Source organism: Desulforamulus reducens MI-1, from assembly GCF_000016165.1.
Classification (GTDB): domain Bacteria; phylum Bacillota; class Desulfotomaculia; order Desulfotomaculales; family Desulfotomaculaceae; genus Desulfotomaculum; species Desulfotomaculum reducens.
The window spans coordinates 395,394-419,933 of record NC_009253.1; the positions used below are offsets into that span (position 1 = coordinate 395,394).

The window sequence follows — 24,540 nt, forward strand, 5'->3', positions numbered from 1 at the left end:
TATTCCCCCTTTCCTAAGCGTTAAATTTGACGCACCTAACTACTAAACATATAGAAGAAACTGGCTCCGTCCTCATAAACCTTTTCATCATTGGGAATTTCTCTGATTTTCCGCTCTAGTTGGTCAATACGAGATTGTAAATTCTCATGGAATTGGGAAACTGTAATATCATCCTGTTTGTATGACTTCATAAGTTGTGGCTGATTAGCAATTGATTCAAGAATTGCTAGGGCAGTTTTAAGGATATTTCTCTTGTTGGTATTACTGGTAGGATTATATTCAATATTTGATTCTAAATTTTGTTCTTGTAAATATATGGATAATTCATCTATAGTTAAATCAATTCCTTTTATTTCAAGGTTTAAGCGTTCTATATTGGTCATGGTTGATTATCAACTCCTTATTTAATTCCTCAATAATAGTGTCCATTTGGTCTTTGGTGGTTAGTGGCTCCAGTATCTCATATTTACTATCATCCCAAAGACAATTATTTCTAGTAATATGCCATTGGTTGGTTTCATGGTTGAGATGGAATTTTGTTTCTTTTTTATTTGTTAGGTTTTTTAGGTTAATATATATAAATGGATATAAACCATAGCCAGCCATTACTTTCTCTATGATGTATTTATGTTTAATGTCGGGATATAAGCAATTGAATGTATCTACAAAATCCTGGTATCTCTCTAGGAATTGTGTGTTTTGTTGTTCTGCTCTTAGTTTTGCTTCTTGTATTTTTTGTTCTTGTTCTTGTTTTCTTTCTTCGGCAGTTTTTGGTATATTTGTATAGAATGGTTTTCTAAAGTATGAATTGAGCATCTTAATTTCCTCCAGTCGAAAATTTTCCGAACGTGTAAAATTAGGTATGCTTAAAGCACCTCAAAAAGTTTTAGGGTATCGCTTATACAATCAATCCTAACCACTCTAAAATGCCCTAGAATCAATCAAAATTAAATAGGTATATGTGTTTCCCCTATCAATCCACCAGACACCTTCTCAGCCCCCATAAAACAAGGGACGAAGGGGAAAATAGATGCAATTATATATTTGCAATACCTATAAACCATTGATTTACAAGGGATTATAAGCATTTTTAATGCTATTTTAAGTCAATAAAAATGCCCTAGAATCGTTTTAAATTAAATTTAGGTATAATTACCTTACCCGATTATTTTGAAGCCATACAGGGCAAAAATAAATGGACATATTGTCAGTTGAATTATTCAACTCACCAATCGTTCCCCAACTATGGAGAAGCACAAAAATAGGTGAATTAAGTTGTCAATTATCACATTAGAAACTGCTAAACCCTTGAAATATAAGGGTTTATTCTATTTTATATCCTTTAAAATTGACAACTTAATACTAGATTAAGGGGTCATTTTGCTAAAACATGATAAAAGAAAAATTTCATGTTGATATTTCAAATTAGAATTATTCAAATCTAAACTTCTATCTCCACCATTCAGCCAGAAGGCCATTAGTAGGGAGGGAGGAAGGGGATAGCAATGTTTTATTATCGAACATATCTAATTGATAATAGTTATCATTTAATGTTACTTACTGATAGTCCCATGTTTTAATTCCGACTAATTTACTCGGAATTAGTATAACATGGGCGAAAATACCGAACAAATGTTCTGCATCCCCATCCCACATATCCCCTATACTTCTAATTAATAATCATTATCAATTAAAACAACCCATCCTAATTAACTATTTACAATATCCGTATTATCTAATCCATTCCTCTCTTTACCTAATCTTTCCATTTCACTTCCAACATCGTATATCATTGGACAATTCTCAATTGCACTCTGTAAACTCATTACTCCTAATTCCTTCAGCACCTTAATATTATCAATAATATCCGTTTCATTTAGTGGCCTTGCATACTGGAACACAACATCAATATTATCTGAATTAATCTCTATACCCTGCAACCTCAACAATTTCTCTATTTTTTTAAACCTTTGTTCAAATCCTTCTCTAATATATCGCTCATTTAATCCTGCTTTAATATCTGCTAGGGAAAACAATAATTTTATACTTACTTCTGATAAATTGCTAATATCTGTATTATTCATACTGACAGCAGGAGTATTACTAATATCTAACAATGATTGCTTTAATACCTTCCAAACGCTCTCAAAACTTTCAAAATCCAATTGACCATGAATAAATTTCATGTCTGCTCCATCATCTAAATTAAGACCAACACCAACTAAGTTTGTTGGTATCTCACCTTTGCCATCTTTTATATTTAATCTCTGTCCTATCACTACAGGAATAGGATTTAGAAACTTGTAAATACTGTCAGTATATTTACTAATCAAATCCTCCATATTATCTATGATGTTTATAAAATCCTCTAAATCTGATCTTCCATCTGTATTATCTAACTCATTCAAATTCTTATAAACACAAGGTAGCCCACTAGGATTATTAAAAACTCCTAAGAAATTAAAATCCCCTCCAGCATCAGACCATTTTTGGACTGTACTATCAGTAAAGATATTGTAGTAACTAACATTATAATCAGTTGTATAATGTTCTATAAAACAAATCATTTCTCCCTGCTCATTATAGATAGGATAAGCATCCTCTGGATTAATCAATTTACTCTTAATCTTTCCGTCTTTATCAACAAATATATATTCATAGATAGCCCCATATTTAACTAACTTGTCCATTATATCTAAATCAGTTCTATTGAATTTACCTTGCTTATAAACTTTCTTCATCACTTTAACGTCATTTTCTTCACCTGTAATTGTTACGGGATTTTTTAACAGATAACTTGTACTAAAATTTAAAACTGTCTTAGCATACTGTAAAACTATTCTCCTGGGTTCAAATACTTTTCCGTTCCACATTTCCGCTGGCCTATTATTGATTAAATGACTACCACTCAAATATTCTTTTATGTCAATAATATTATTGATTCTGCTTTGGTGGTAATAACTATTACATTCACTTACAAACCAATCTGGTTTGCCATCATGGACAACATTTATATACTCTTGTAAATTCAAAGTTAACCCCTCCTTATCTAAAATTGACACCTTGACAAATGATTAAGTTGTCAATTATAATATATGTTTCACGTGAAACAATTTAATGTCAAACATACCATTTACCGCTTTTCATCCCTTGTATGGCTAATGCAGAAGCAATAACCATATCATCATGGAAACCTTCACCTCTGATATTTCCTGTCTTACCGTTTTCATAACTTGTAAATATTTTCATTTCTTCTAATGTCTCATTATCATTCAATAGAATTAAGTCCATTTCAAACTGCTCTTTATAATCACTAATTAATTTAGGTTTAGTGACGCTGGTAGTAACCCATCCAATTTTATATCGCTTACGTCCTCTTTCATCAAACTGCTTCATCTTGTACATATTCAAATATCCAAACTCAGTCCTTAACTTTTCAATTACTGATTGTCCAAAGGAATTTTTCTCAACAACTAAGAAACCATAATTAAAATACATTCCAATGTCATAAACTACCTGGGCAAATTTATAGACAGGAATTTTATTATCATAGAATGTTGCTATTTGCTCCCCCTGGCTATCGAATACACTGACAGCAGAATAATCTCCACCACTACCAGAAGAAGTATCAACGCCGATAAAATATCGCTCGTTAGATTTAACATTTCGGTAAATAAAAAAACTCTTGTTCAAATAAGAATCAAGAGTTTGCGATAATTTTTTATTCACTTCATTCACTCGAAGGGGAAGAAGGATATAATTAATTCGCTCCGTAATTTTCTGCGTATCAAAAACTGATCGACTTGTGGCCTTAAAACTTTCCTCTGGCGTACTTGGATATTCTTGCTGAAAATCCTCAGTGTCAATATCCTCTAGTTTCCACCTTCTCCACATTAACAATTTAAAGGAGATTCCTTTTTCTCGAAGGGCAACCTCATCACGCTCTAAATGTTCTGGCTCCATTCTATGACCTTTATTGTTTGCTCTAAACCATTTCTCAGCCAATTCTATCTCATGCTTAAATTGTTTACTTATAGCAGAAGAAAACCAAGGAAAAAAGAAACTTTTATATTTTGAATTACCTTTATAGGCAGACATAAATAATTTTTGGTAATAATTGTAACCATTAGAAGTTGTCTCAATAACTATCTTACTGTCATTATTCTTGGCTAGTGCTTGCTCCAAACTAACTAATGAATCTCTTTGTTGATCGTCTGGATAAAAGGCAAATTCGCTCAATAGAACATACTGAAGCGTCATACCACGCCCCAAGGATTTATTTCCTGCGGTCTTAACGATAATTCTTGAATTATTTTCTAACAATAATTCAATACGGTTATTACGTTTTTCCGCTGGCTTATATTTATCTGGAATAGAAGCATACATTTGTTTTAATCTCTCAAAAATGGATTGTGTTGATTCTACATTGTATGAAACTATCAGACAGTTAGTATTTGCTCTAGTGCAAGCAAGCCACAAACAATATGCCAAACTATATGTCGTAAATCCTAATTGGCGGCTCTTGCTGATTATATTAAATTTATCCATGTTCTGATAAAAATAATCTTGTTGCTCATTCAAGATAAAAGGAATTTCATCTCCATTATTATCAACTATCTTTACAAAATTCTTAGCCCATAATTTAAAATCAGCATTAATTATCTTTAGTTTATCGGAAGTTGATTTAACGGTTCTTGCCATTGTCAACCACCTACAACTCTAGCCCATCATCATCGGCAATATCTTTTTCTTTCCTTTTTGCTGATTTAATATTGGCTTGAATCTCCTTTTGCAATTTAAGCAAGGTATCTATTGCTTTAGCATCACCTTGTTTGGCCTTCTCACTAACTGAATTGTATATTTCTAGTAAATCATTTGCAGTTTTACTATTTAAGTAAATATTAACTAAATTTTTATATTCATCCGTTGCTTCCCAATCATCAAAATATTGTAAATTCCTTACACCAATATATTTGCAAATTTCTTCCAAAGTTGTCTGTTTCATTGGTCTACCTTGAAATGGAATATTAAATTTGAAGCGGAAGTATTTCCGTTTCTTTTCGCTGATCTTGCTTAATGCTTCTTCTAAATCATTTCTATATCTAGCCAAATTAATAACCTCCTTCAACTATAAAGGGATTAAAACATGGACTTAATACGGAATTTGAACCCCGTATGCCATGCTTTAATCCCTTGGTAGTGTATTTCTATGTAATTGAAATTTTGAACGATTTTAGAGCCAGTTATTTAGATTTAACTACAATGTCTCTAAGGCATCGTTTTTGACAATAATAAAAGGATAGCCCTCAGCGACTATCCCTAGTTTTTCCTTTATTTGTTTGTTGGCTCTGATTCTACTCAAACCATAAGCATCTAATATTTCTGGTAATGATTTTTTTAACTGTCTTTCTGCTTCGCTCCTTTTAATTCGTAATTCTTGATCTAAAACTATTTCACAAACTATATCCTTTTCTAAACAATAATTTATTTCATCAAAATACCACATAATAATATGAACAATAATTTCTGTCCTTTTATCGCTCCTATATGTGGTTGTTCTATCAACTATGGTTTCTTGTTGCTTATCATATACTTGCTTATATTGAGGATAGAGCCAATCAGCAGTTTTCTGTCCTTCTTTTCTAAAGAACATTTCCCTACTTAAACCTTTAATCGTATAATTATTTTCCTTCCATGCTTGGCCTTGTTGTTCAATCTCAGGAAACAACATATTATTATAACTTGGAATAGAATAATAATTAACGTGTCTATACTTTTTATTCTTATCATCTGGTGAATTAATACTTATTGCCTGACTACGCTTTAATAAATCCTCTGGTACTTCTGAATTATCAACTTTATTCAATAATTTATGATAAGCAAATAAAGTATTTTTCTTAGATATTTCTTTTATATTGCCTTCTTTTATGCCCATTGAATTACAGATAAACCTTGTTGAAGCAAAGAATAATACATTATCTTCATCATCAGTCATTTTTTCAGTAGTAACATTATCCTTTGCAATATACAACAACTGTCTTAAATACTTAATATTACTCTTAATGTTCTTATACGCTTGTGGACATTTTTTTTCCAATTCTCCAGTGTCTATTGCTCTTAAATTTTGTTCAATTATTTCTTTTTGTTCCTTCTGCCATTCGGTTTCTGCTATCTCTAAATTAAATATCTCTCTTATAAATTTATATGCTTTAGGTCTGCTCCTAAATTTCCCTAAAACTTCAATAACTCCTAAGAGATTATAAGATACACCGCAACTTGCACTATGACATTTGTAAATCCATGTTCCATCTGGTTGTTTAATAATTCCTGCTGAATTATTATTATCATCATGGAAAATACACCTTATATTTTTAGGATAATGAAATTCTAATAATTCTCCTAAATTTATTTCTTTAAAAATATAATCACAAAATTCCTGATTATTATTAAATACCATATGTGGATGATTTAATTTTTCCTTTAAATATTTTATATCTCTATTTTTTATGGCTTTAATGTTGTAATTATTGTCTTTTACTTTCTTGTCATTAGCAGGGGGGTTTTCGTCCCCACAATAATATATATGTTTATTATTTAATACATAATTATTATTGTGGGGACATTTCTCTGAGCCATTGTCCTTATTGGCTTTAGAAGGGGTACTCACAATGCTAATGTCCTTAGATAATTCAATAATATCATTAGAATCTAATATATTACCAGAATCAAATACTATTTCTTTGCCAGCATAATAAAATCTATTTAAGTTTTTACATTGTATATCAATATCACCAATACAATCCATTAAATATAATTGTATTCTTTTTGCTGTATCTTTATCTGTAATTACATTATCTAAAACATATACTAATCTCATTTTATGTTGTTCTTCTTTATGATTAAATGATGTGTAAACAAAATTAGGTATTAAATTAATCTCTTTACAATAATTAATAATATCATTATAACTTCTATGTTGTTCACTGCCTACTAAGAACCTAACTTTATTCTTTTTACCTTCAACCAATTTCACATAATCATTTAATATAATATCGTCAGATAAATTCGCTTCATTATCAATATCAATCATAAACATTTGTTGAGATTTCCATTGTTCTTCCTTGGTTCCACAATAAGAAGGACGAATAGTTTTACCTTGTAAAATACTATCTTTAATTTCCTCTATAGAATATTCTTTTGCGGTATCTAATGTCATTCTATTTGTAACTGCTCCACATTCTTTACCTTGTGGTTTAGATGAATAGCAAATATTATCTATAATACATTTAATATTCATATTAAATTTCCTCTCCTTTTCTAAAAAAATGACATAAAAAAAGAGAGGGACTTATTGCTGTCTCACGACATGAGCCCTCTGGTTAAATATTAATTATTCAATTCGTTCGCTATAACTAATAAAATCTCTATTAGTTAATGCAATAGAATACATACATTCAGAAATATCATCTTTAACTAACCTATAATCATTTCTAGGTAATCTATTGACATAAGTTTCATATTCTTCTTTCTTGTAGAATCTATTTTTGGGCAACAAAAAAGGAAGGTCAAAAACCTCCCTTAATGCTTTCAAGTTAATATCCGTATGTAAATATCCTTGTTTTGGTTTAATTTTTCCAGCAAGATTATATTTGCTAATTAGGTTTAAAAATTCATATTGTTTGTGTCTTTGTAGGCACTCGTATAATTCTGGAAAATCCATATAATCAACTAAATATTTTTTATTTGCTTCTTTAGGCATTGGATAAGGACTGTAAAATCCTTTGAATGTCGAATCTATACACAATAAAATCATTTTTGCTTCTTCTGATTTTGGAAGTGGAATATTATACAAACTCCATATTGTTAATAATGTTGAGCCACAATACTTAGAGAAATAATTCTCCCTGCTAATTCTATCTATTATATTGAAGTTGGCTGAATTATAATTATAATCATCATCTTGGTTCATCATTACTACATGATTGTCAAATGTTTTCCCAGAACATAGGGAAAGGTCAACGCCAATTACATCACTTTCGTTACTAGCGTTCTCGGTTATACCTAACGCCTTAAAATCACTATTGAAGAAATTTACCTTCCATCCTTTAATCATTTCCAATAACTGACAACTAAAGAAACTATCTAAATCATTACTTAGAATTAAATCATAGTATTTATTATCATTTACCCAAACAGGAAACATCTCCTTAATATTTGATTTCATTTTATATATGTTGCTGTCTATTGTGATATGTGAGTATAGAATTTAACCATTCAAGGTTAGAACAAATATTCACCTCCACTTCTTTCTACATTCCAAGGTGGTATCCGTTAATACCATTTTCGACTACAAACATTATTCAACCCCTTTCTTTTATTTTTATTTATTATTAATTTGGTTTAATGTTTCGGTCATTTTATCTAAACTTAATTTTACTTTTGCTATTTCTTCTCTAAACAACTTGTCATATTCTATTATTTGTTTTTGAAGTTCAAGTAATTGTTCTAGCATATTAGTCACCCCTTTATCTGATCTAATGTATCCGACATTCTATTTAGTATCTTTTCGCTATTATCAATTCTTTCGCCAACTTTATCTAATAGGTACTTTATGTCGTTTATTTTTTGTTCTATCTCGTTTAACTTTTGTTCAACCTTGTTCAAAATAGTCACCCCTTTCATTAAATAGAGGGGGGACGGTATTAAACCGTCCCCCTTGACCTTTACTGACCAATTAGGCATAAGAAAATAAACTAGGAAATTGCAAAACTGGCTGCTGCCTTAGTATTTAATAGTTTTAAGCCAAATTGAGTTTCAAGGTATATAGATTGCTTGCTACCAGAAACAGGTTCTACTGTAGCATGGAAGGGAATTAATTCTGCCAATTCGAGATAGTTAGGATTCACAATAAATAATTTATTGTTTAATTTTTCAGATAATACAAAAGTTACGATACCATAAGGGGTAACATATCTTTCAGTGTCAAAACCTAAAAACATATCACGTGCCAAAAATTCAACATTACTAAAACTATTTAGTTGAATTTTCATTTGTGCAGGTAAGAAACAAAGCATTTCATCATTAACTCCTGCATCATACATTTTAGAAACAACTTCCTCAAATTTTGTCTTAGTAAAAGTAGCATTGGTAACTTGGTTTACAGGATTAATCTGTGCCAAAATACCATCTGTGGTATATGTTTTAGTTGCGGAAACATATCCCTTAGTACCATTGATTAAAATATTTTCCATTTTAATTTTCATTGCCTTAGTTTTTTTCACGATTTCATGTGCCAATAAATCAGAGATACCTTTAGCATTTGTGGCTTGGGCAGTATTAGAAACCGTTGCAGTAGCCCCAATCAATTCGCAATAGTTGCTGATAGGTGCTAGGGTATCATCTACAGGATTAGGAGCATCTGCACCTTCTCCCAAAGTTACAGCGGCACTCTCGTTAATTGCTTCCTCAATCCAATTTAAAGTGGCATTTTCTGCCTTAACGGTTTTGGGTAATAGTAAAGTTGTAAAGGGAGTTAAAATAGGTGTAGTTTGAATCAGAACATCTTTCATATCAATAGATTGACCAGCAACAAACTTATCTTGTGTAAACATAAATATCATCCTCCTAAATTTTTATTTTTTATTACTTGCTAAATAATGCTTTCACCATACCAAGGGTATCGTTATTTTTCTTGGCTTGGGTGTAACTGTCGGCTTTTCCCTTATGTCCGTCAGGGACATAATTATTATTCAGTTTTTTTGCTTCGAGAATCTTATTCAATTTTTTAATATCTTTATTTAGTTGTTCAATATTTTTAGCATTAAAAAAATCTGCGAATTCATGCAGATTATTTTCCTTGAGTATTAAGTTTTTCTCCTTTTGCCAGAGTTCAATTTCCTTTTGCTCTAGGGCTTTTTCTGCATCTGATTTTTCTTTTGGTTTAAATTGTTCTAACTCTTTAACTTGATTTTTAAGCGGATTCAATTCATCCTCAATCCATTTATTTTTAGCATCTACTAACATTTTGTTAATCTCTTGTTGTTGTTCGGGTGTCCATTCCATAAAATTATATACCTCCTAACTTATTTGCTAAATGCTCAATAGCCCTAATGATAGCGTTATGTGCTTCCTCACTTTTTGATATTTGTTGCATTAATAATTCTTCTCTGATTTTAGATTCTTTTCGGGTGTCATATAAGAGCCACACAAACAAAACTGCAAATATTCCTTGGGAAACTATTAATTGCATTGTATCGGCATTTAGAATGTCCATTATCACCACCTCCAATATTTAGATTTACATTACAATTGGTTATTGTAGTTAGTAATAAAATTTTTGTAGCCAATTATTTTTTGCTCATTCATGTTAATATCTTCTCTTTCATATCTGCTCAATAAGGAGATACTGCATTTTAGATAATTAGCAATTTGCTTTAGACGTATTTTCTTGTTCCTTCTGAGATTAAAATATAATTGCTTTTCGTGTTCACTCATGTTTCTCTACCTTCTCTTACCTTAAAATTTTTAATAGTAATATTGGTTTAATGGCTGATTTAAAAGGGAAACCAATTCAAAAATTTTAATAAAAAAAATATAAAGGAGAGAAGTAGCCCTCCCCCTATGTATAGATTCGCAACATTTGCCTAAAAAGCAAAAGTCACATTAAATATACTCGATGGAATGTACTTAATGTGGCCTTTATATCCATAATAGTATCTCTTGCACACAACTCATCAACCCTTATTTTACAAGGGTTTGTTGGGAGTTTCTAAAACTCTAGCATATTCTCTCTCCCTAGAGGTTTACTAAAATTTTTAGTGAAAAATCACCTATCAGCCATTGATTTTATTGGCTTTATCGCACTTTTGGTAATATTTAGGAGAGAGTCGATTAGCCCTTATTTTATAGGGGTTTAAAGGCAGTTTCTATTTTATAAACATATTTTATTCTCCCTAGTAGTTTACTATGTTCCCTTAAAGAGTATTATCTATAAAATGTTAGTGAGTCATTGATATATAAGGATTAATACTATTTTATATCCATAATAGTATCTCTTGCACACAACTCATCAACCCTTATTTTACAAGGGTTTGTTGGGAGTTTCTAAACCCTTAACATTTTGTTTATGTCTTAATTTACGCATACTTTCCCTTGCATATCTTTTATTATCTTCATGTTCTTTTTCCTTCCAGCAAGTGGGGCAGTATTTTTGACGGTTGTTGGTAATTGTAATTAATTTTCCACATTCTTCACAGTTACCAATATCTTCACCTTTCCATTTTAAATACTCTAATACAAAATTATCAAAGTTATTAATTATACGGTCACTGGTAGAGAGCGTTTATAGGATGAATTGAAGCAAAATTCCTTATTAATATACGAATTAACTTGTCAATTCCTTGCCTTGCTTAGTCAAGTTGTCTTTGATATAATAAATTGACAATATAATTCATGTAAATTGACAATCTGATTCATTGAAAAAACGGTAAGTAAAAAACTTTGTACCAATGATTATATAAGGGCGTAGCTCAATTGGTAGAGCAACTGACTCTTAATCAGTAGGTTCGGGGTTCGAGTCCCCGGTGGGTCACCAGAGGATAAATCCACTCAATGGGTGGATTTTCTTTTTTCTTAAGACAAAAAAGCTTGCACTTCTGCAAGGCCTTTCCTTGATCTCAATGGGATTCTTCAAGATATACAAGCAATTCCTAATTAAACCGTTAGAGGTTAAAGACTGACTAATAATTTACAGGCTTTTCCAATATCACAAAAAAACCTTTAGTAATGTTTTTATCTAAACAAGCAGTTTGAGCAGGGGAAAGGAGATAAATTATTATTTTTTAAGAGGAATTTTCAGAACTATGTAGAATATTAAATAAAATAAAGAATTTGATATTGGCATGTGACTGGAGAAGCCGCACGGTATCAGGATGATGATCCTGTTATTGTGTGGCTTTTTTTATATATAGTATATCTTTGTTTTTTTACCTACGGTTAACACCAGCAGGCATAAGGATCATGGTTCAGTGTTAGAGATGCTTAATTAGGGGGGATATACATGCGTAAAACAAAAATAGTTTGTACCATAGGACCAGCCAGCGAAAGATTAGAAACCATTAATGAAATGATCAAAGCTGGTATGAATGTTGCCAGACTGAACTTTTCGCACGGTTCCCATGAGGAACATGCTAAGCGTATCACAACCATTCGTTGTGCAGCACAAGAGATGGGACAAAATATTGCTATTTTATTAGATACCAAAGGTCCTGAAATCAGGCTGGGGGATTTTCAGGAACAACCAGTGCTACTAGAGGCAGGACAGTCATTTTTTTTAACAACCGAACCGATTATAGGGGATCAGCACGGAGTTTCCGTTACATATGAGGACCTGTCAAAGGATGTCAAAAGGGGAGACCGTATCCTGGTTGACGATGGTCTAATTGAATTAGTAGTTGAAGCTGTTGAAGAAAAAAAGATAGTTTGCCGGGTAATGAATGGCGGAAAAGTTTCTAACCGCAAAGGAGTAAATTTACCGGATATTCATGTAAACTTACCGGCGGTAACGGAGAAGGATATTGCAGATATCAAATTTGGCATAGAACAGCAAGTGGATTTTATTGCGGCATCCTTTGTACGCAAGGCTGGGGATGTCTTAGCCATTCGGAAAATTTTGGAGGATGACGGGGCTAAAATTGATATTATTGCCAAGATAGAAAGCCGAGAAGCAGTTGATAATCTGGATGAGATTATCCAAGCATCAGATGGTATCATGGTGGCCCGGGGTGACCTAGGGGTAGAAATTCCGGCTGAAGAAGTACCCATTATTCAAAAAAAAATAATAACCATTTGTAACCAAGTAGGAAAGCCCGTGATTACCGCTACCCAAATGCTTGATTCCATGATTCAAAACCCTCGCCCGACCAGGGCAGAGGCCAGTGATGTGGCGAATGCCATCTTTGATGGAACTGACGCCATCATGCTATCCGGGGAATCTGCCAATGGCAAATATCCCGTTGAAGCTGTAAGGACAATGGATCGCATTGCCAGACGTTCGGAACAAGCCCTGAGCGACGGGGCTAAAACATACACTAACTGCTTTAGTGTTACCGATGCCCTAGGTCAGGCCGTATGTACTGTGGCCAACCAACTGGACGCAGCTGCCATTATTACTGCCACCACCAGTGGCTATACGGCAAAGATGATTTCACGCTATCGCCCCCAATCAGCCATTGTGGCGGTGACGCCGGACCGAGGTGTCATGAGACGGCTGTCATTGGTTTGGGGAGTGGTTGCATTACCTTCACCAAAGCTTACCAACACAGACCAAATGATTGCTACAGCGGTGGATACCGCAGTGGAACAAAAAGTCGTAAAGGGTGGAGATCTAGTAGTCATCACTGCAGGGGTACCTGTAGGACTTCAGGGAACCACCAACTTGATGAAGATTCATACTGTAGGAACCATAGTGTCCAGTGGTACAGGGATTGTTGCACAGGCTGTGTCTGGGCCGGTAAGGGTATGCAATGATGCTGAAGAGGCGGCTAGGCTGGAACCAGGTGAAATCCTCGTAACCAACGGAACTGATGCAGGCTTTGTACCATTCCTGAAGAATGCTGCTGCCATTGTGGCGGAAGAGGGAGGGCTAACCTCTCACGCAGCAATTTTAGGACTGGAGCTAAAGGTTCCAACCATTGTGGGAGCGAAAGGTGCCAGCGGAATATTTAAAAATGGTGAAATCATTACAGTGGATGGTCAAAGTGGTGTTATTTACAGAGGAAACGCCAAGGTTTTCTAAATGAATGCAAGTTAATTTGTCAGGAGTTACTTGGTAGTAAATGACCTACTATTGACGAAAATATGCCAATATCTTTTCTGATATGATAATAAGAGGGGGCATCAAACCCCTTTGCAAAGGGGCTGTTTGTAAAAAAAAGCCCAGATAAACCGCTTAAAACTTTGTTTTAAGCGGTTTATTCACTTTATCAGACTAACATGTCTCTTGCGACAACACTGCTGAATGAAAATTTGGTCCATACTACTTTTGTGGCTGGCGAAAGTAGGTCGTACTTTCTTGTTACAGCGAGTCCGTTTATTAGATGGACCACAACGACTAGGTGCATAGCAGATTGTTGCTCCTTCGGGAAGCACGCAGGGCAGAATACCCCCTATTGGTTATCGTACCAGCCTCAAATCAAAACCAACCTAAGGAGAAGTAAAGTTATAAGTTTTAAGGGTATCCCTTACTTTGGTATTTCAAAATAAGTCAAGTTTTTTTGCTAGTTTGCCAATTTTTCTCAAAAAAGAAAACCCACTAAATGTAGTATTTTCAAATATTTCCTAAGCAATATTTCTAAATCGCAAAAATTCAAAATTTTCAATATTTAACTTGCCTTATACTGTTATTTGATTATCTTAGTTTTTCGGCTTTTTAATTTATATTACTCTTTCTTTTGAATATTAGCATTTTCATGGCACGATCTATGCTGTAAGAAATGATTACTCATTAAAATAGACCAGCGGTAAATAGTCAATAGCTGTTTCTTTAAAAATTTTAAGGAAGATGTCAATAGCATGTTAACACTAATACTAAAGAAGGAGGCCGGGGAAAATGTTCGAGAGTGAATATCGGGAAAAACTTGTTACCCCCGAAGAAGCGGTTAAGGTAGTTAAATCCGGTGACTGGGTAGATTACATGTTTTTTAATGGTTATCCAAAAGCCCTTGATCGAGCGTTGGCCCGTCGAAAAGATGAGCTATATGGTGTGCATATCAGAAGCGGAATCTCCCTCCCCCCACTACCAGAAGTACCTCAAGTTGATCCGACAATGGAACATTTTCAGTGGGATAGTTGGCATTTCGGGGCATTTGAGGCGAAATTGGGTGATCGGGGAATTTGTAGTTTCTCACCCCTACTGTATCACGAAGTGCCTGGTTACTATCGTCGTCGGGAAGTAGAGGTTGACGTTGCCATGGTGCGGGTTTGTCCTATGGATAAGTATGGCTATTTCAATCTCGGGATTAATACATCGCATATTGAAGCGGTGTGCGAAAATGCCCGCATAGTTATTGTTGAGGAGAACGAGAGTATGCCTTACGTCTTTGGTGGAAACGGCAACCAACTCCACATCTCCGAAGTCGACTTTGTGGTAAGGGGTGAAAACGAGCCAATGGCCAGTATACCGGCCATTGAGCCTACCAAATCTGAAATCAAAATTGCTGAGCATATTCTGAAAGAGATCAACGATGGGTGTTGTATTCAATTGGGTATTGGGGGTTTGCCCAATTACCTGGGTAAGAAGATAGCAGAAGCAGGTTTCCGGGATTTATCAGTTCATACTGAAATGATGGCAGACGCCTATTTGGAGATGTGGGAAAAGGGGTGTATTACAGGTCGTAAAAAGGAAATTGACCGCAAAAAAATGGTTTGTACCTTCGCCCTTGGTTCTCCCCGCCTTTATGAATTTATGGACCGCAATCCTATGATTGCTACTTATTCCGTGGACTACACCAATAATCCTGCGGTAATTGCTCAGATATCCAACATGATTTCTATTAATAGTTGTTTAGAAGTTGATTTTTACGGCCAGGTGACCTCAGAAATGCAGGGAACACGTCAGCTTACTGGAACAGGTGGCCAATGGGATTTTGTTTATGGGGCTTACCACTCCCCGGGTGGTAAAAGTTTCCTGTGTATGCCTTCCACTTATTTAGACAAGACCGGAACTTTACAGTCCAAGATCAAACCTTTTTTAACTCCAGGAGCGGCCTGTACCGTTTCTCGCCAGTTAACTCACTACATCGTCACCGAATACGGCAAAGCTTTGATGAAGTGCCAGTCTGTCTGGAAGCGAACAGAGAACCTAATCAATATCGCCCATCCAGATTTCCGGGAAGAACTAATTAAAGAAGCAGAAAAACTGGGTTTCTGGAAGAGAACTAACCGCATCGAACCATAGTGTGCCCATGAAAATCTCAATATAAACCAGTTCTTTCTTCATGTTCCACAGTTATATTTTGATAAAAGGGCTGTGCCGAAACAAAAGTTTCAGCACAGCCCTTTTATATATTAATCTACCGAGAAGGCCAGAGATTGTTCAATAACCTTGACGGCCATTGGCAGTAAAAATAAATCAAACTGTATTCCTGCATTGCGTTCCAACTCACGAATTGCTTCTTGGTGACTGATGGCCTTTCGATAAGGACGGTCACTGGTCATGGCATCGTAGGCGTCTGCAATGGCCAGTATGCGGCATTCTAAAGGGATTTGTTCTCCCTTTAATCCCAGGGGATAACCTTGTCCGTTCCACCATTCATGGTGCTTGAGAATCCAATCGGCTATGGGCAATAGTTCCGGAGATGCTTGAGCAATGCGGTAGCCAATCTCGCAGTGACGTTTAATTTCATTATGTTCGTCCGGTGTAAGTTTTGTGGGTTTAAAAAGAATCTTATCAGAAATACCCACTTTACCAATGTCATGAAAATGTGCAAAAAGCTGCAGGTCGTAGATTTTGTTTTCGGGTAACCCGAGGGCTTTACCTATGTTTACAACCAGACTTTTCATGCGGTCCCCGTGACCCTCTGTGATAAAATCCCGGGCTTCCAGAGCTTTCATAAGAGTTTGTACAAGGGAACTGCGTGTACTTTTTGCATGGTGTAACTTTGCACGGTACATATAGTAATCGGCTTCTTTAAAGACCTCATTCAAAGGTTTAGTGGGAGGTTCCCGCAGAGCATAACCGATGGACAAACTTAAATGACTTCCTGGGTTTTCCATGTTGTAATCCTTGATGTTTTTTTCTAAACGAGACACAGCAACCTTTAGGGTATCCATAGACACATTTGTCAGTATAACCGCTAACTCGTCTCCACCGATTCGAGCAACAATATCTTCTTCGCGGTAAGATATTTTTAATATATTGGCTACGGCCCTTAGGGCATTGTCTCCGACCTCGTGGCCCATGGTATCATTGATCAGTTTTAGACCGTCCAAGTCTGCAACAATCAAGCCCACAGGCTCAGAACTGTTTTCCAGTCGGCGCATCTCCAACTCAAAGTGTGTACGGTTATAGAGTCCTGTGACGGGATCATGCATACTGAAATACTTTGTTTGTAGTTCGGCCCACTTGCGCTCGGTGATATCACGTAGGCATAAGATACTGGTGCTCACTGATCCATGCTCATCCTGCAGGATATTGCCGATTAATTCCAACCAGCGGTAATAGCCCTGTGCATTTTTATAACGAAAATCAACCCTCATACAAGACCAGTGATTGATGCTTTTTTCATAGGCTTCAAGAACCCGATCAAGGTCTTCTGGATGAACGTTCTTAAATACCGGTACTCCTAGGAGGTCTTTAGGATCAAATCCTAAAACAGTTTTAACTGAGGGACTGACATACTGTGTAATTCCTTCCGAATTTAGCTCAACCATAATGTCAAGCATATTCTCAGTTATACGGCTGATTCGCTCTTCGCTTGCTAGGAGGGCCTGCTTCGTCATTTTCCGATCCGTTATATCCCTGGCAGTGATAATAGCTCCTGTGGCCTGACCATGACTATTTGATAGTATTTTTCCTGCACATTCCAGCCAGAGATAGCGCCCGTCTGCATGACGACAGCGACATTCAAATTCGCCTTCCGTATAGTTTGCTAAACTATTTGCAAATAGTTTAGTGGTTTTATCGTAATCCTCCGAGTGCAATAATTCAAACACCTTTTTCCCTAAAAGCCTCTCAGGTTGATAACCCAAGAGAAACTTTACAGATGGGCCGACATAGGTAAGAGTTCCACATTTATCAATTTGTATAATGATGTCGCGCATGTTTTCGGTAATCTGCCGAAATCGAAATTCGCTTTCTCTCAGGGCATTTTCAAACTCTTTTCGTTTTGTAATGTTTCGGGTGCTGATAACAACGCCTGTTCTTCTATCTCCTTCCACTAAGCACCGACCAACGGACTCAACCCATAAATAATGACCAGTTGCATGTTGTAGTTGATATTCTACAATTATTTCAGAAGCTGAGTTAAGCGCAGTCTGAAAAGCATCGGTTACCTTACTTATATCCTTGGGATGAATGCGAGAGAAAACTGATGTTCCTTTGAGTGCTTTTGGGTCATAGCCTAAAATGGTTTTGTGAGAGGGACCGACGTATCGAATAATACCCGCTAGGTCTGTTTCGGTATACAGATCTAACATGTTATTGGTAATTTGTTGCAATCTCTGCTCTAGTTCAGAAATGATTTTGAGCAAGGAGTCTTTAGTCTGAATTGGTATTTTTCTTGGGGGAGTTTTTTGGTAATATTCCATCTTAAGAATCTCCATTTGAACTTTTTTTATAGTATTAGCCAAATAATTGCCAATTCCTGCAAATTATCTCATATTATGTCGAAAAATATTAAATTATTAGAGATTATAGGTGGTTAAATATTTCTAATAAATAAAAATGGTAAATAAAGTTAATGTAATTTTTACTAATTGACAGGATAATTCCGAAAGTTGTCGAACAATAGCTATATATCCTGACTTGACATGAGGGCAGGATTATTCTTAATTATTTAATGCTGTTGTTTTGGTATTATCAAAAAAGCTTCTGTGGGTATTCTTGAACAAGAGGTGACAGCTAAATTAGTAAAATACACAAATGATTTATATGAAAGGAAGATAATTAACGTGAAATTGACAATAGGGAGGACATTAACATGAAAAGTATAAAATTTATTATTGTTACGATTACTATTTCTATTACAGTCCTGATCTTTGCGGCTCAGACTGGGCTGGGTTTTTATCATTTTAAGAGTATCCTGTCCACTCAAATCGAGTCCTCTCTAAAAACAGACGTTGAGAAGGAAGCTGGTTTTTTAAACGGCAAGCTTGATAATGTTGGTAAACTGGCCAGAATATTAGCTGCAGATTTGGAATCATTGCCACAGTATAACATTGAGCTATACGAACCCATTATTAAGAAATATATCCAAGAAGAAGACTTGGCTCTGGGTAGCGGATACTGGTTGGAACCATTTATCTATAATGAACAAACAGAATATTATGGTCCATATATTTATAAAGATAACGGTAATCTGCAGTTAACGTTGGACTACAGTAACCAGGAGTACAATTATTTTCAATATGACTGGTATAAAAACGCATTAAACTCAGATAAAAAATTGTGTTGGAGTGAACCCTATCTAGACACAGTTACCAATTTAACGATGATGACCATAAGCAGTTCTATTAAGAAGGATGGTCGGTTAATTGGTGCTACCACCGTAGATGTTGAACTTAAGGAACTACAGGACTATGTGTCTAAGATTAAAGTTGGGCAAAGGGGTTACGCGTTTATTATCACATCTTCTGGATATTATATGGCCCACAGGGATGAAAGTAAAAATCTAAAGGTTAAAATTACAGAAGAAAAGGATCCCCAGGTTCAAGCTATGGGGAATACTATTATCAATGCTACTGTTTCCGGAACGACAGAAAATAGTATAAATAATAGTAAGTATATGGTTTCCTATGCACCAATTGGTCAAACAGGCATGAAACTGGTTATGGTGCTGCCCAAAGAAGAAGCTACCTCGGTGTTAGCCAAGTTTTATACCACCAATGGGATCAGTTTACTTATAGCCCTAATTCTTTTTAGTGTGGTATTATTTCTATTTATTAACAAAGTTTTAACAGCCCCCTTAAAATTAATTGTATTGGAAGCACAGAGAATTTCCGGTGGAGATCTAACTATAGATGCCCAAGGTAAACTTAATAGACTAAGCCTTCTCAAAAATGAAATTGGCCAACTTGCAGAAGCGTTCCAAGTTATGTCCCATAATGTAAGAGAAATCGTCAGTCAGATCATAGATAAATCCAATACCCTTGCGGCTTCATCCCAGCAATTAAATGCAAATGCCCAACAAACTTCTGCTGGTGCCAATGAAACGGCGGTAACCATAACTAAAATTGCCAGCACCGTGGGAACTGTTTCGGAAAATTCACAGGAAGTATCCCAACAGGCAGGCCAGGTAGTTGATTATGCAAACAATGGCTATCAAGGAATAAAGTCAATTAACAAGCAGATGGATATAATTTCTTCAGGTTCTCTGCAAGTGAATCATTCAGTTGTCAGTACTAATAATTCTATTAATAAGATTAATCAATTTGTTGAAGTGATTATGAAGATTGCCGATCAGACTAATTTGCTGGCCCTTAATGCAGCCATAGAATCGGCAAGGGCTGGAGAAGCAGGAAAAGGATTTGCAGTGGTGGCAGATGAAGTTAGGAAATTGGCTGAAAATACCTCCCAGTCTACCAAAGAAATTCAGCAGCTTATTTCTGAAATTGCAGTTGAATCTCAAAATGCTGTAAAAGCTATTGAAGAAAGCGAAAAAGAAGTAAGAAAAGGAAATGAAATTGTTAATGAGGTTGGGAACAGCTTTACAGAGATTATAACTGCCATTAACAATTTAAATGAACAAATTAAACATATTGCCTTGTCAACTGAGCAGTTGAATTCTGGTGTAGAGAATGTTGCGGCAACCACAGAGGAACAAACTGCAGCAATTGAGGAGGTTTCAGCAACTTCCACACAATTAAGTGTTATAGCTGAAGAGTTAACCAAGTTGACCAATAGGTTCAAAATCTAAAGGTTTTCTGTAAAAGTATTAAGTATATCTGGTAATTGAGCTAACATATTTGATTAAAAAAGTGTTGTCTATCCAGCAACACTTTTTTAACTTTTAGGATGATTTATTTATTATGTACTATTAGTAATAATAAGCAATTATTGCAGGTTTTTAAAATATTATGTCGAAATAGAACTAACTAATAATTTGAAACTGAAGGGCAAACCCGAACGAAAGACGGGGACGCAAAACCTTGGGTCTAAGGTTCTAGGAATGAACTATTGATTGCCAGGCTGCAAAAGAAAAAGGGCAGCCATGCCCTTTTTCTTTGTTTAGCAAATCAGAAAGCATAAAACTTTCCGACTTGCATAAGGGCAACTAAGGCTTACGCCATCGCCTAAAGGCTTTCGTGCGGCGCAAGCCAAGTTTTCTTTAGGAAATTATGCTTTTCGAAAACTGTAGATAACTTTAATCGCCCGTAGGATGAATTTGTTCTTGCCAGTATTGTTGTAAGCAATTGATTTAAAAGAATGTAAGAAATAATAAATTTATGAAAGGGAGTTAATAATGAATTCACAAAAGCTACAGGTGTTAAGCGAAGTGTTAGAGACGATTAAAGATATTTTTCCTATGGATTGCATGATTAGCTTAACGGATCGGGAGAAATTTCTAAAATATTTACCAGGGGATAAAATTGATGTCAAGGTTAAGGCTGGGGACAAACTGGCTCAGGGGGATGCCATTGATGCTTCCTTAAGCACTGGAAAGAAAAGTGAAGTAATGGTCCCTGTAGAAGTTTTTGGTTATCCCTTCAAAGCTGTTGCTCTGCCTGTTATAGAAAATGGGGAAGTCATTGGGAGTGTTGGGGTCGGTTTTGATATTTCTGCCCAAGAAGAGGTTGCTAGTGTGTCTGAAACCCTGGCGGCTTCAACCGAGGAAATTAGCAGTAGTGTAGAGGAAATGGCAGCATCGGCCCAACAACTGACGGCAATGCAGACCCAATTAAGTGCTGTGGCTCAGGAGACCAATAGCAGGCTCCAAAAGACCGATGAAATCCTTAAATTTATTAAAGATATTGCTGGGCAGACTAAGCTATTAGGTTTAAATGCAGCCATAGAAGCAGCAAGGGCCGGAGAGGCAGGCAGGGGATTCCATGTGGTTGCCGATGAAATCAGAAAGTTATCGGACCGCAGTGCTGTATCTGTTAAGGATATTGCAGATATAGTGCACGAGATCCGGAATAATACCAATAAACTATTGGAATTTGTAGAAAAAACAAACCAAATTAGTGAAGGACAATCCGAGGCAACCCAGTACATTGCCAAGGCAATTGAAGAAAACGCAAGGTTAGCTGAGAACTTAAGTAATGTTTCAAAGAATATGCTGTAAAATTGATACAAGACCTTTCATTGTATACTAAGTATTACGGAGACATATCCGAGGTTTATTAGGGTATGTCCAGGAAGGCTCTTTTTATCTGGAAGCATTATAACTTTCTGGCCTGCGTAAGGGCAAATTAAGCTTCCGCCAACGTCTAAAAGACTCTCGTGTCCTTTAGGTATGGCGGAAGTTTATGTTTTTCTAAATTGCAGAACCTTTGTTAATAGCAGTGAGGTTTCAGGAACTGCAGGCAGCTTCTCAAAGTTTAGCCCTTCCCATTTCTGTTATTACCTGCAGCATATCTTCGGCTAAAGGAATTTGAAAGGACATTGGGTGACCAGTTCTGGGGTGAAGGAAGGATATTTTATCGGCATGTAAGCAATGGCGGCCTATTTGAGCGATACTGCCGCCGTAGAGTGTATCTCCTACCAAAGGATGTCCCAAATGTGATAAATGAACCCTTATCTGGTGGGTTCTACCAGTTTCAGGCATTAAACGGATAAGGGTACAATCTGTAATATATTGTAGAACCTCAAAACGAGTCAGCGCTTGCTGGCCGGTACTTGATATTTGACGTTTCGTGGTTTTTCCTTCACACTTTTCCAAAGGTAGGTCGATGTAGCCATTCCTTTGAACAATCTTACCATGAACTAGGGCAACGTATGAGCGAGCCAGTTGTTTACGTTTCCTCTGTAAGAACAGTTTTTGTGCACTGTAGGAGTTTTTAGCCACCAATACAAGGCCTGAGGTATTACGGTCAATGCGGTTTACGGCATGAAAGGTGGGCGCTGGGTTGTTCTCTAACCAGTGATAAACTAAGCCATTGGCCAGGGTACCGGAAGGGTAGGCCAAGGTTGGGTGAACACACATACCGGGCTGTTTATTGACCAAAGCAATATCTTCGTCTTCAGAGATAATCGACAAGTCCAACGGTTCCGGTGGCAGGTACTGGTTTCGAGGGGGAATGGGATATATCAGGACCACTTTGTCACCAGTGTTAACGATGGTACGCCAGGTGACCTTAGCGCCATTGCAAAGAATTTCCCCTTCATTTCGGAGTTTTTTCAATGCTCTATCCGAAATATCCTTGTGTTTAAGAAAATCTCTAAGGAATTTACCGTTCTGGCTGGCTTCCACACAAAGGACAACCTGGTTATTTGCACAGACCAATCTTTTTTCCTCCCATTGCCGCATTTCGTTGAACGATAACCATACGAATCAGTAAGCTTGTTGCACCTATGGCTAGACCCACAATAAGTCCTACCCAGTAGCCAAAGGCTGCCAGGGGCGTATAGAGGGAAAGGATATGTCCCAGGGGCAGGCCAATAACCCAGTATGAGGCCAGTGCAACAATAAATGAAACATTTACATCCTTATAGCCCCGGAGTATTCCCTGCACCGGTGTGGCGATGGCATCAGAAAGTTGAAAGAAAAGGGCATATACTAGGAACTGCTGGGTCAATTTAAAAACCGTCTGATCTTTGGTGTACAACCCAGCCACTTGATCGCCAAAGAGCAGTAGACCAATGCCACAGCAGACAGCCATTCCCACCGCAATACCTAACCCCAATAAACTGTATTGTTTAGCATCGGAGTATCGCTGGGCACCTACTTCAAAACCAATGGTAATAGTTAGGGCCATGGAGATACTTAAGGGCACCATATATAAAAATGAGGCAAAGTTTAAGGCGGCTTGGTGTGCAGCGATGGTAACGGTGTTATACTGACTCATCAATAGTGTTACCCCAGAGAAAACACTGGTCTCAAAAAAGATAGAGAAGCCAATGGGTATACCCAGCTTAAGCTGGGTTCGCCAAGCGGAGAAAGAGATACCAAGCCATTTTTTAAAAAAATTGTAACAGGAAAAGGGCTCTACCCTGTGCAATACATAAAGAGCAATGAAAAAAACACACCAATAAGTTATGGCTGTTGCATAACCTGCACCCACGCCACCCAAACGGGGAAAACCCAGCTTGCCAAAAATCAGTACGTAATTTAATAATATGTTGATGGGCAAGGACAGCAACGTAATAAACATAGACACCCGTGTTTGGCCCAGGGCATCAATAAAGCAGCGAAATATGGTATAGATGAACAGGGGGGTAATGCCGAAGGAAAGCCCCACTAAGTAACGTCTGGCAATGTCCCGCACGGGTGACTCCAAGTGCATGGTATTTAAAACTGGTTTTAATGCGATGGCACCACAAATAAGAACAATAATGGAAATGGCAATGGCCAGATAGCTCCCTTGGATTACCGTAAAGGGGACATGGTCCCTCCTTCCCGCTCCTACAGACTGGGCAATGATGGGGGTTACAGCCAGTAAAATGCCCGTAATGCCAGTGGAAATGGGTACCCAGAGGCTGGAACCGATGGCAACCCCGGCTAGATCCCTGGCCCCTGCATTGCCGGACATGACTGTATCCAGCATGACCATGGCAGAAAGTGAAATTTGAGTAATAAGTATGGGCCATAATATTGTCATAAATTGGAGTATTTTTTCCTTTGTGGAGAATGTTTTTTTCATGGTTCCTACCTAATAGAGTAT

The 24,540-nt window shown here is 36.3% G+C and carries 19 protein-coding genes, 1 tRNA gene and 1 riboswitch; of the genes, 5 read left to right on the forward strand and 15 right to left on the reverse strand.

The genetic code is table 11. The features are described 5' to 3' along the window. Positions 1-35 precede the first annotated feature (35 nt). The 12 genes from DRED_RS01985 to DRED_RS02030 form a co-directional block, all read right to left on the reverse strand. The gene (locus DRED_RS01985) at positions 36-383 is read right to left on the reverse strand and encodes a hypothetical protein (protein WP_011876758.1); all 348 of its coding nucleotides are present in this window, start codon (positions 381-383) and stop codon (positions 36-38) included. Beyond that, positions 355-816 (reverse strand): hypothetical protein, encoded by a 462-nt coding sequence (locus DRED_RS01990; RefSeq protein ID WP_011876759.1) that lies wholly within the window; start codon positions 814-816, stop codon positions 355-357. Before DRED_RS01990 ends, DRED_RS01985 begins: the two co-directional genes overlap by 29 nt. 893 nt (positions 817-1,709) lie before the next feature. Next, positions 1,710-3,032, reverse strand: a complete 1,323-nt coding sequence (locus DRED_RS01995) for a phage portal protein (protein WP_011876760.1) — start codon at positions 3,030-3,032, stop codon at positions 1,710-1,712. Between the two features lie 88 nt (positions 3,033-3,120). After that, the gene (locus DRED_RS02000; protein ID WP_011876761.1) at positions 3,121-4,701 is read right to left on the reverse strand and encodes a terminase large subunit domain-containing protein; all 1,581 of its coding nucleotides are present in this window, start codon (positions 4,699-4,701) and stop codon (positions 3,121-3,123) included. Between the two features lie 10 nt (positions 4,702-4,711). Continuing rightward, positions 4,712-5,110, reverse strand: a complete 399-nt coding sequence (locus tag DRED_RS02005; protein ID WP_011876762.1) for a hypothetical protein — start codon at positions 5,108-5,110, stop codon at positions 4,712-4,714. Between the two features lie 147 nt (positions 5,111-5,257). Next, positions 5,258-7,297, reverse strand: coding sequence for a hypothetical protein (locus tag DRED_RS02010; protein ID WP_011876763.1), 2,040 nt, complete (start codon positions 7,295-7,297; stop codon positions 5,258-5,260). A gap of 93 nt (positions 7,298-7,390) precedes the next feature. Beyond that, the gene (locus DRED_RS02015; protein ID WP_011876764.1) at positions 7,391-8,224 is read right to left on the reverse strand and encodes a hypothetical protein; all 834 of its coding nucleotides are present in this window, start codon (positions 8,222-8,224) and stop codon (positions 7,391-7,393) included. 156 nt (positions 8,225-8,380) lie between these two features. Then, positions 8,381-8,512 carry a hypothetical protein gene (locus tag DRED_RS19460; RefSeq protein WP_274376891.1) on the reverse strand — a complete coding sequence of 44 codons (132 nt, stop codon included), beginning with the start codon at positions 8,510-8,512 and terminating at the stop codon, positions 8,381-8,383. 5 nt (positions 8,513-8,517) lie between these two features. Continuing rightward, positions 8,518-8,742 (reverse strand): hypothetical protein, encoded by a 225-nt coding sequence (locus DRED_RS18490; protein ID WP_198006917.1) that lies wholly within the window; start codon positions 8,740-8,742, stop codon positions 8,518-8,520. Between the two features lie 11 nt (positions 8,743-8,753). Beyond that, on the reverse strand, positions 8,754-9,611 hold the full coding sequence (locus DRED_RS02020; protein ID WP_011876765.1) for a DUF5309 domain-containing protein: 858 nt from the start codon (positions 9,609-9,611) through the stop codon (positions 8,754-8,756). 31 nt (positions 9,612-9,642) lie between these two features. Next, a complete protein-coding gene (locus DRED_RS02025) occupies positions 9,643-10,062 on the reverse strand; it encodes a hypothetical protein (RefSeq protein ID WP_011876766.1) in 420 nt (139 codons plus the stop codon). Positions 10,063-10,066: 4 nt separating this feature from the next. Further along, positions 10,067-10,273: a BhlA/UviB family holin-like peptide gene (locus tag DRED_RS02030; RefSeq protein ID WP_041274383.1), complete on the reverse strand. Its 207-nt coding sequence runs from the start codon at positions 10,271-10,273 to the stop codon at positions 10,067-10,069. Positions 10,274-11,520: 1,247 nt separating this feature from the next. Here DRED_RS02030 and DRED_RS02040 point away from each other — a divergent pair. From DRED_RS02040 to DRED_RS02050, 3 genes are all read left to right on the forward strand, one after another. After that, positions 11,521-11,593 (forward strand) — tRNA-Lys (locus DRED_RS02040). Between the two features lie 465 nt (positions 11,594-12,058). Further along, the gene (pyk, locus tag DRED_RS02045; RefSeq protein WP_011876767.1) at positions 12,059-13,795 is read left to right on the forward strand and encodes a pyruvate kinase; all 1,737 of its coding nucleotides are present in this window, start codon (positions 12,059-12,061) and stop codon (positions 13,793-13,795) included. 813 nt (positions 13,796-14,608) lie between these two features. Beyond that, positions 14,609-15,955 carry an acetyl-CoA hydrolase/transferase family protein gene (locus tag DRED_RS02050; RefSeq protein ID WP_011876768.1) on the forward strand — a complete coding sequence of 449 codons (1,347 nt, stop codon included), beginning with the start codon at positions 14,609-14,611 and terminating at the stop codon, positions 15,953-15,955. A gap of 110 nt (positions 15,956-16,065) precedes the next feature. On the opposite strand, the gene DRED_RS17730 is transcribed toward DRED_RS02050, so the two are convergent. Next, on the reverse strand, positions 16,066-18,306 hold the full coding sequence (locus DRED_RS17730) for a PAS domain S-box protein (protein WP_011876769.1): 2,241 nt from the start codon (positions 18,304-18,306) through the stop codon (positions 16,066-16,068). Between the two features lie 392 nt (positions 18,307-18,698). Between DRED_RS17730 and DRED_RS02060 the strand changes: the two genes are divergently transcribed. Together DRED_RS02060 and DRED_RS19465 are read left to right on the forward strand one after the other, a co-directional pair. Continuing rightward, positions 18,699-20,633: a methyl-accepting chemotaxis protein gene (locus DRED_RS02060; protein WP_011876770.1), complete on the forward strand. Its 1,935-nt coding sequence runs from the start codon at positions 18,699-18,701 to the stop codon at positions 20,631-20,633. 188 nt (positions 20,634-20,821) lie between these two features. Next, positions 20,822-20,913: riboswitch (cyclic di-GMP riboswitch) on the forward strand. Positions 20,914-21,179: 266 nt separating this feature from the next. Next, a complete protein-coding gene (locus DRED_RS19465; protein WP_011876771.1) occupies positions 21,180-22,001 on the forward strand; it encodes a methyl-accepting chemotaxis protein in 822 nt (273 codons plus the stop codon). Positions 22,002-22,250: 249 nt separating this feature from the next. Here the strand turns inward: DRED_RS19465 and DRED_RS02070 are convergent, their stop codons facing one another. Together DRED_RS02070 and DRED_RS02075 are read right to left on the reverse strand one after the other, a co-directional pair. Further along, positions 22,251-23,162, reverse strand: coding sequence for an RluA family pseudouridine synthase (locus DRED_RS02070; protein WP_011876772.1), 912 nt, complete (start codon positions 23,160-23,162; stop codon positions 22,251-22,253). Next, complete coding sequence (locus DRED_RS02075) at positions 23,146-24,477, reverse strand: MATE family efflux transporter (protein WP_238442563.1); 1,332 nt, start codon at positions 24,475-24,477, stop codon at positions 23,146-23,148. The genes DRED_RS02070 and DRED_RS02075 overlap by 17 nt, the downstream gene beginning before the upstream one ends. Positions 24,478-24,540 lie beyond the last annotated feature (63 nt).

Coding starts and splice junctions, on each gene's coding strand:
- DRED_RS01990 (WP_011876759.1), bottom strand. CDS start 816: ATGCTCAATTCATACTTTAGAAAACCATTCTATACAAATATACCAAAA.
- DRED_RS18490 (WP_198006917.1), bottom strand. CDS start 8,742: ATGCCTAATTGGTCAGTAAAGGTCAAGGGGGACGGTTTAATACCGTCC.
- DRED_RS02060 (WP_011876770.1), top strand. CDS start 18,699: ATGAAAAGTATAAAATTTATTATTGTTACGATTACTATTTCTATTACA.
- DRED_RS19460 (WP_274376891.1), bottom strand. CDS start 8,512: ATGCTAGAACAATTACTTGAACTTCAAAAACAAATAATAGAATATGAC.
- pyk (WP_011876767.1), top strand. CDS start 12,059: ATGCGTAAAACAAAAATAGTTTGTACCATAGGACCAGCCAGCGAAAGA.
- DRED_RS02000 (WP_011876761.1), bottom strand. CDS start 4,701: ATGGCAAGAACCGTTAAATCAACTTCCGATAAACTAAAGATAATTAAT.
- DRED_RS17730 (WP_011876769.1), bottom strand. CDS start 18,306: ATGGAATATTACCAAAAAACTCCCCCAAGAAAAATACCAATTCAGACT.
- DRED_RS19465 (WP_011876771.1), top strand. CDS start 21,180: ATGAATTCACAAAAGCTACAGGTGTTAAGCGAAGTGTTAGAGACGATT.
- DRED_RS01985 (WP_011876758.1), bottom strand. CDS start 383: ATGACCAATATAGAACGCTTAAACCTTGAAATAAAAGGAATTGATTTA.
- DRED_RS02015 (WP_011876764.1), bottom strand. CDS start 8,224: ATGAAATCAAATATTAAGGAGATGTTTCCTGTTTGGGTAAATGATAAT.
- DRED_RS02010 (WP_011876763.1), bottom strand. CDS start 7,297: ATGAATATTAAATGTATTATAGATAATATTTGCTATTCATCTAAACCA.
- DRED_RS02050 (WP_011876768.1), top strand. CDS start 14,609: ATGTTCGAGAGTGAATATCGGGAAAAACTTGTTACCCCCGAAGAAGCG.
- DRED_RS02030 (WP_041274383.1), bottom strand. CDS start 10,273: ATGGACATTCTAAATGCCGATACAATGCAATTAATAGTTTCCCAAGGA.
- DRED_RS02025 (WP_011876766.1), bottom strand. CDS start 10,062: ATGGAATGGACACCCGAACAACAACAAGAGATTAACAAAATGTTAGTA.
- DRED_RS02020 (WP_011876765.1), bottom strand. CDS start 9,611: ATGTTTACACAAGATAAGTTTGTTGCTGGTCAATCTATTGATATGAAA.
- DRED_RS02075 (WP_238442563.1), bottom strand. CDS start 24,477: ATGACAATATTATGGCCCATACTTATTACTCAAATTTCACTTTCTGCC.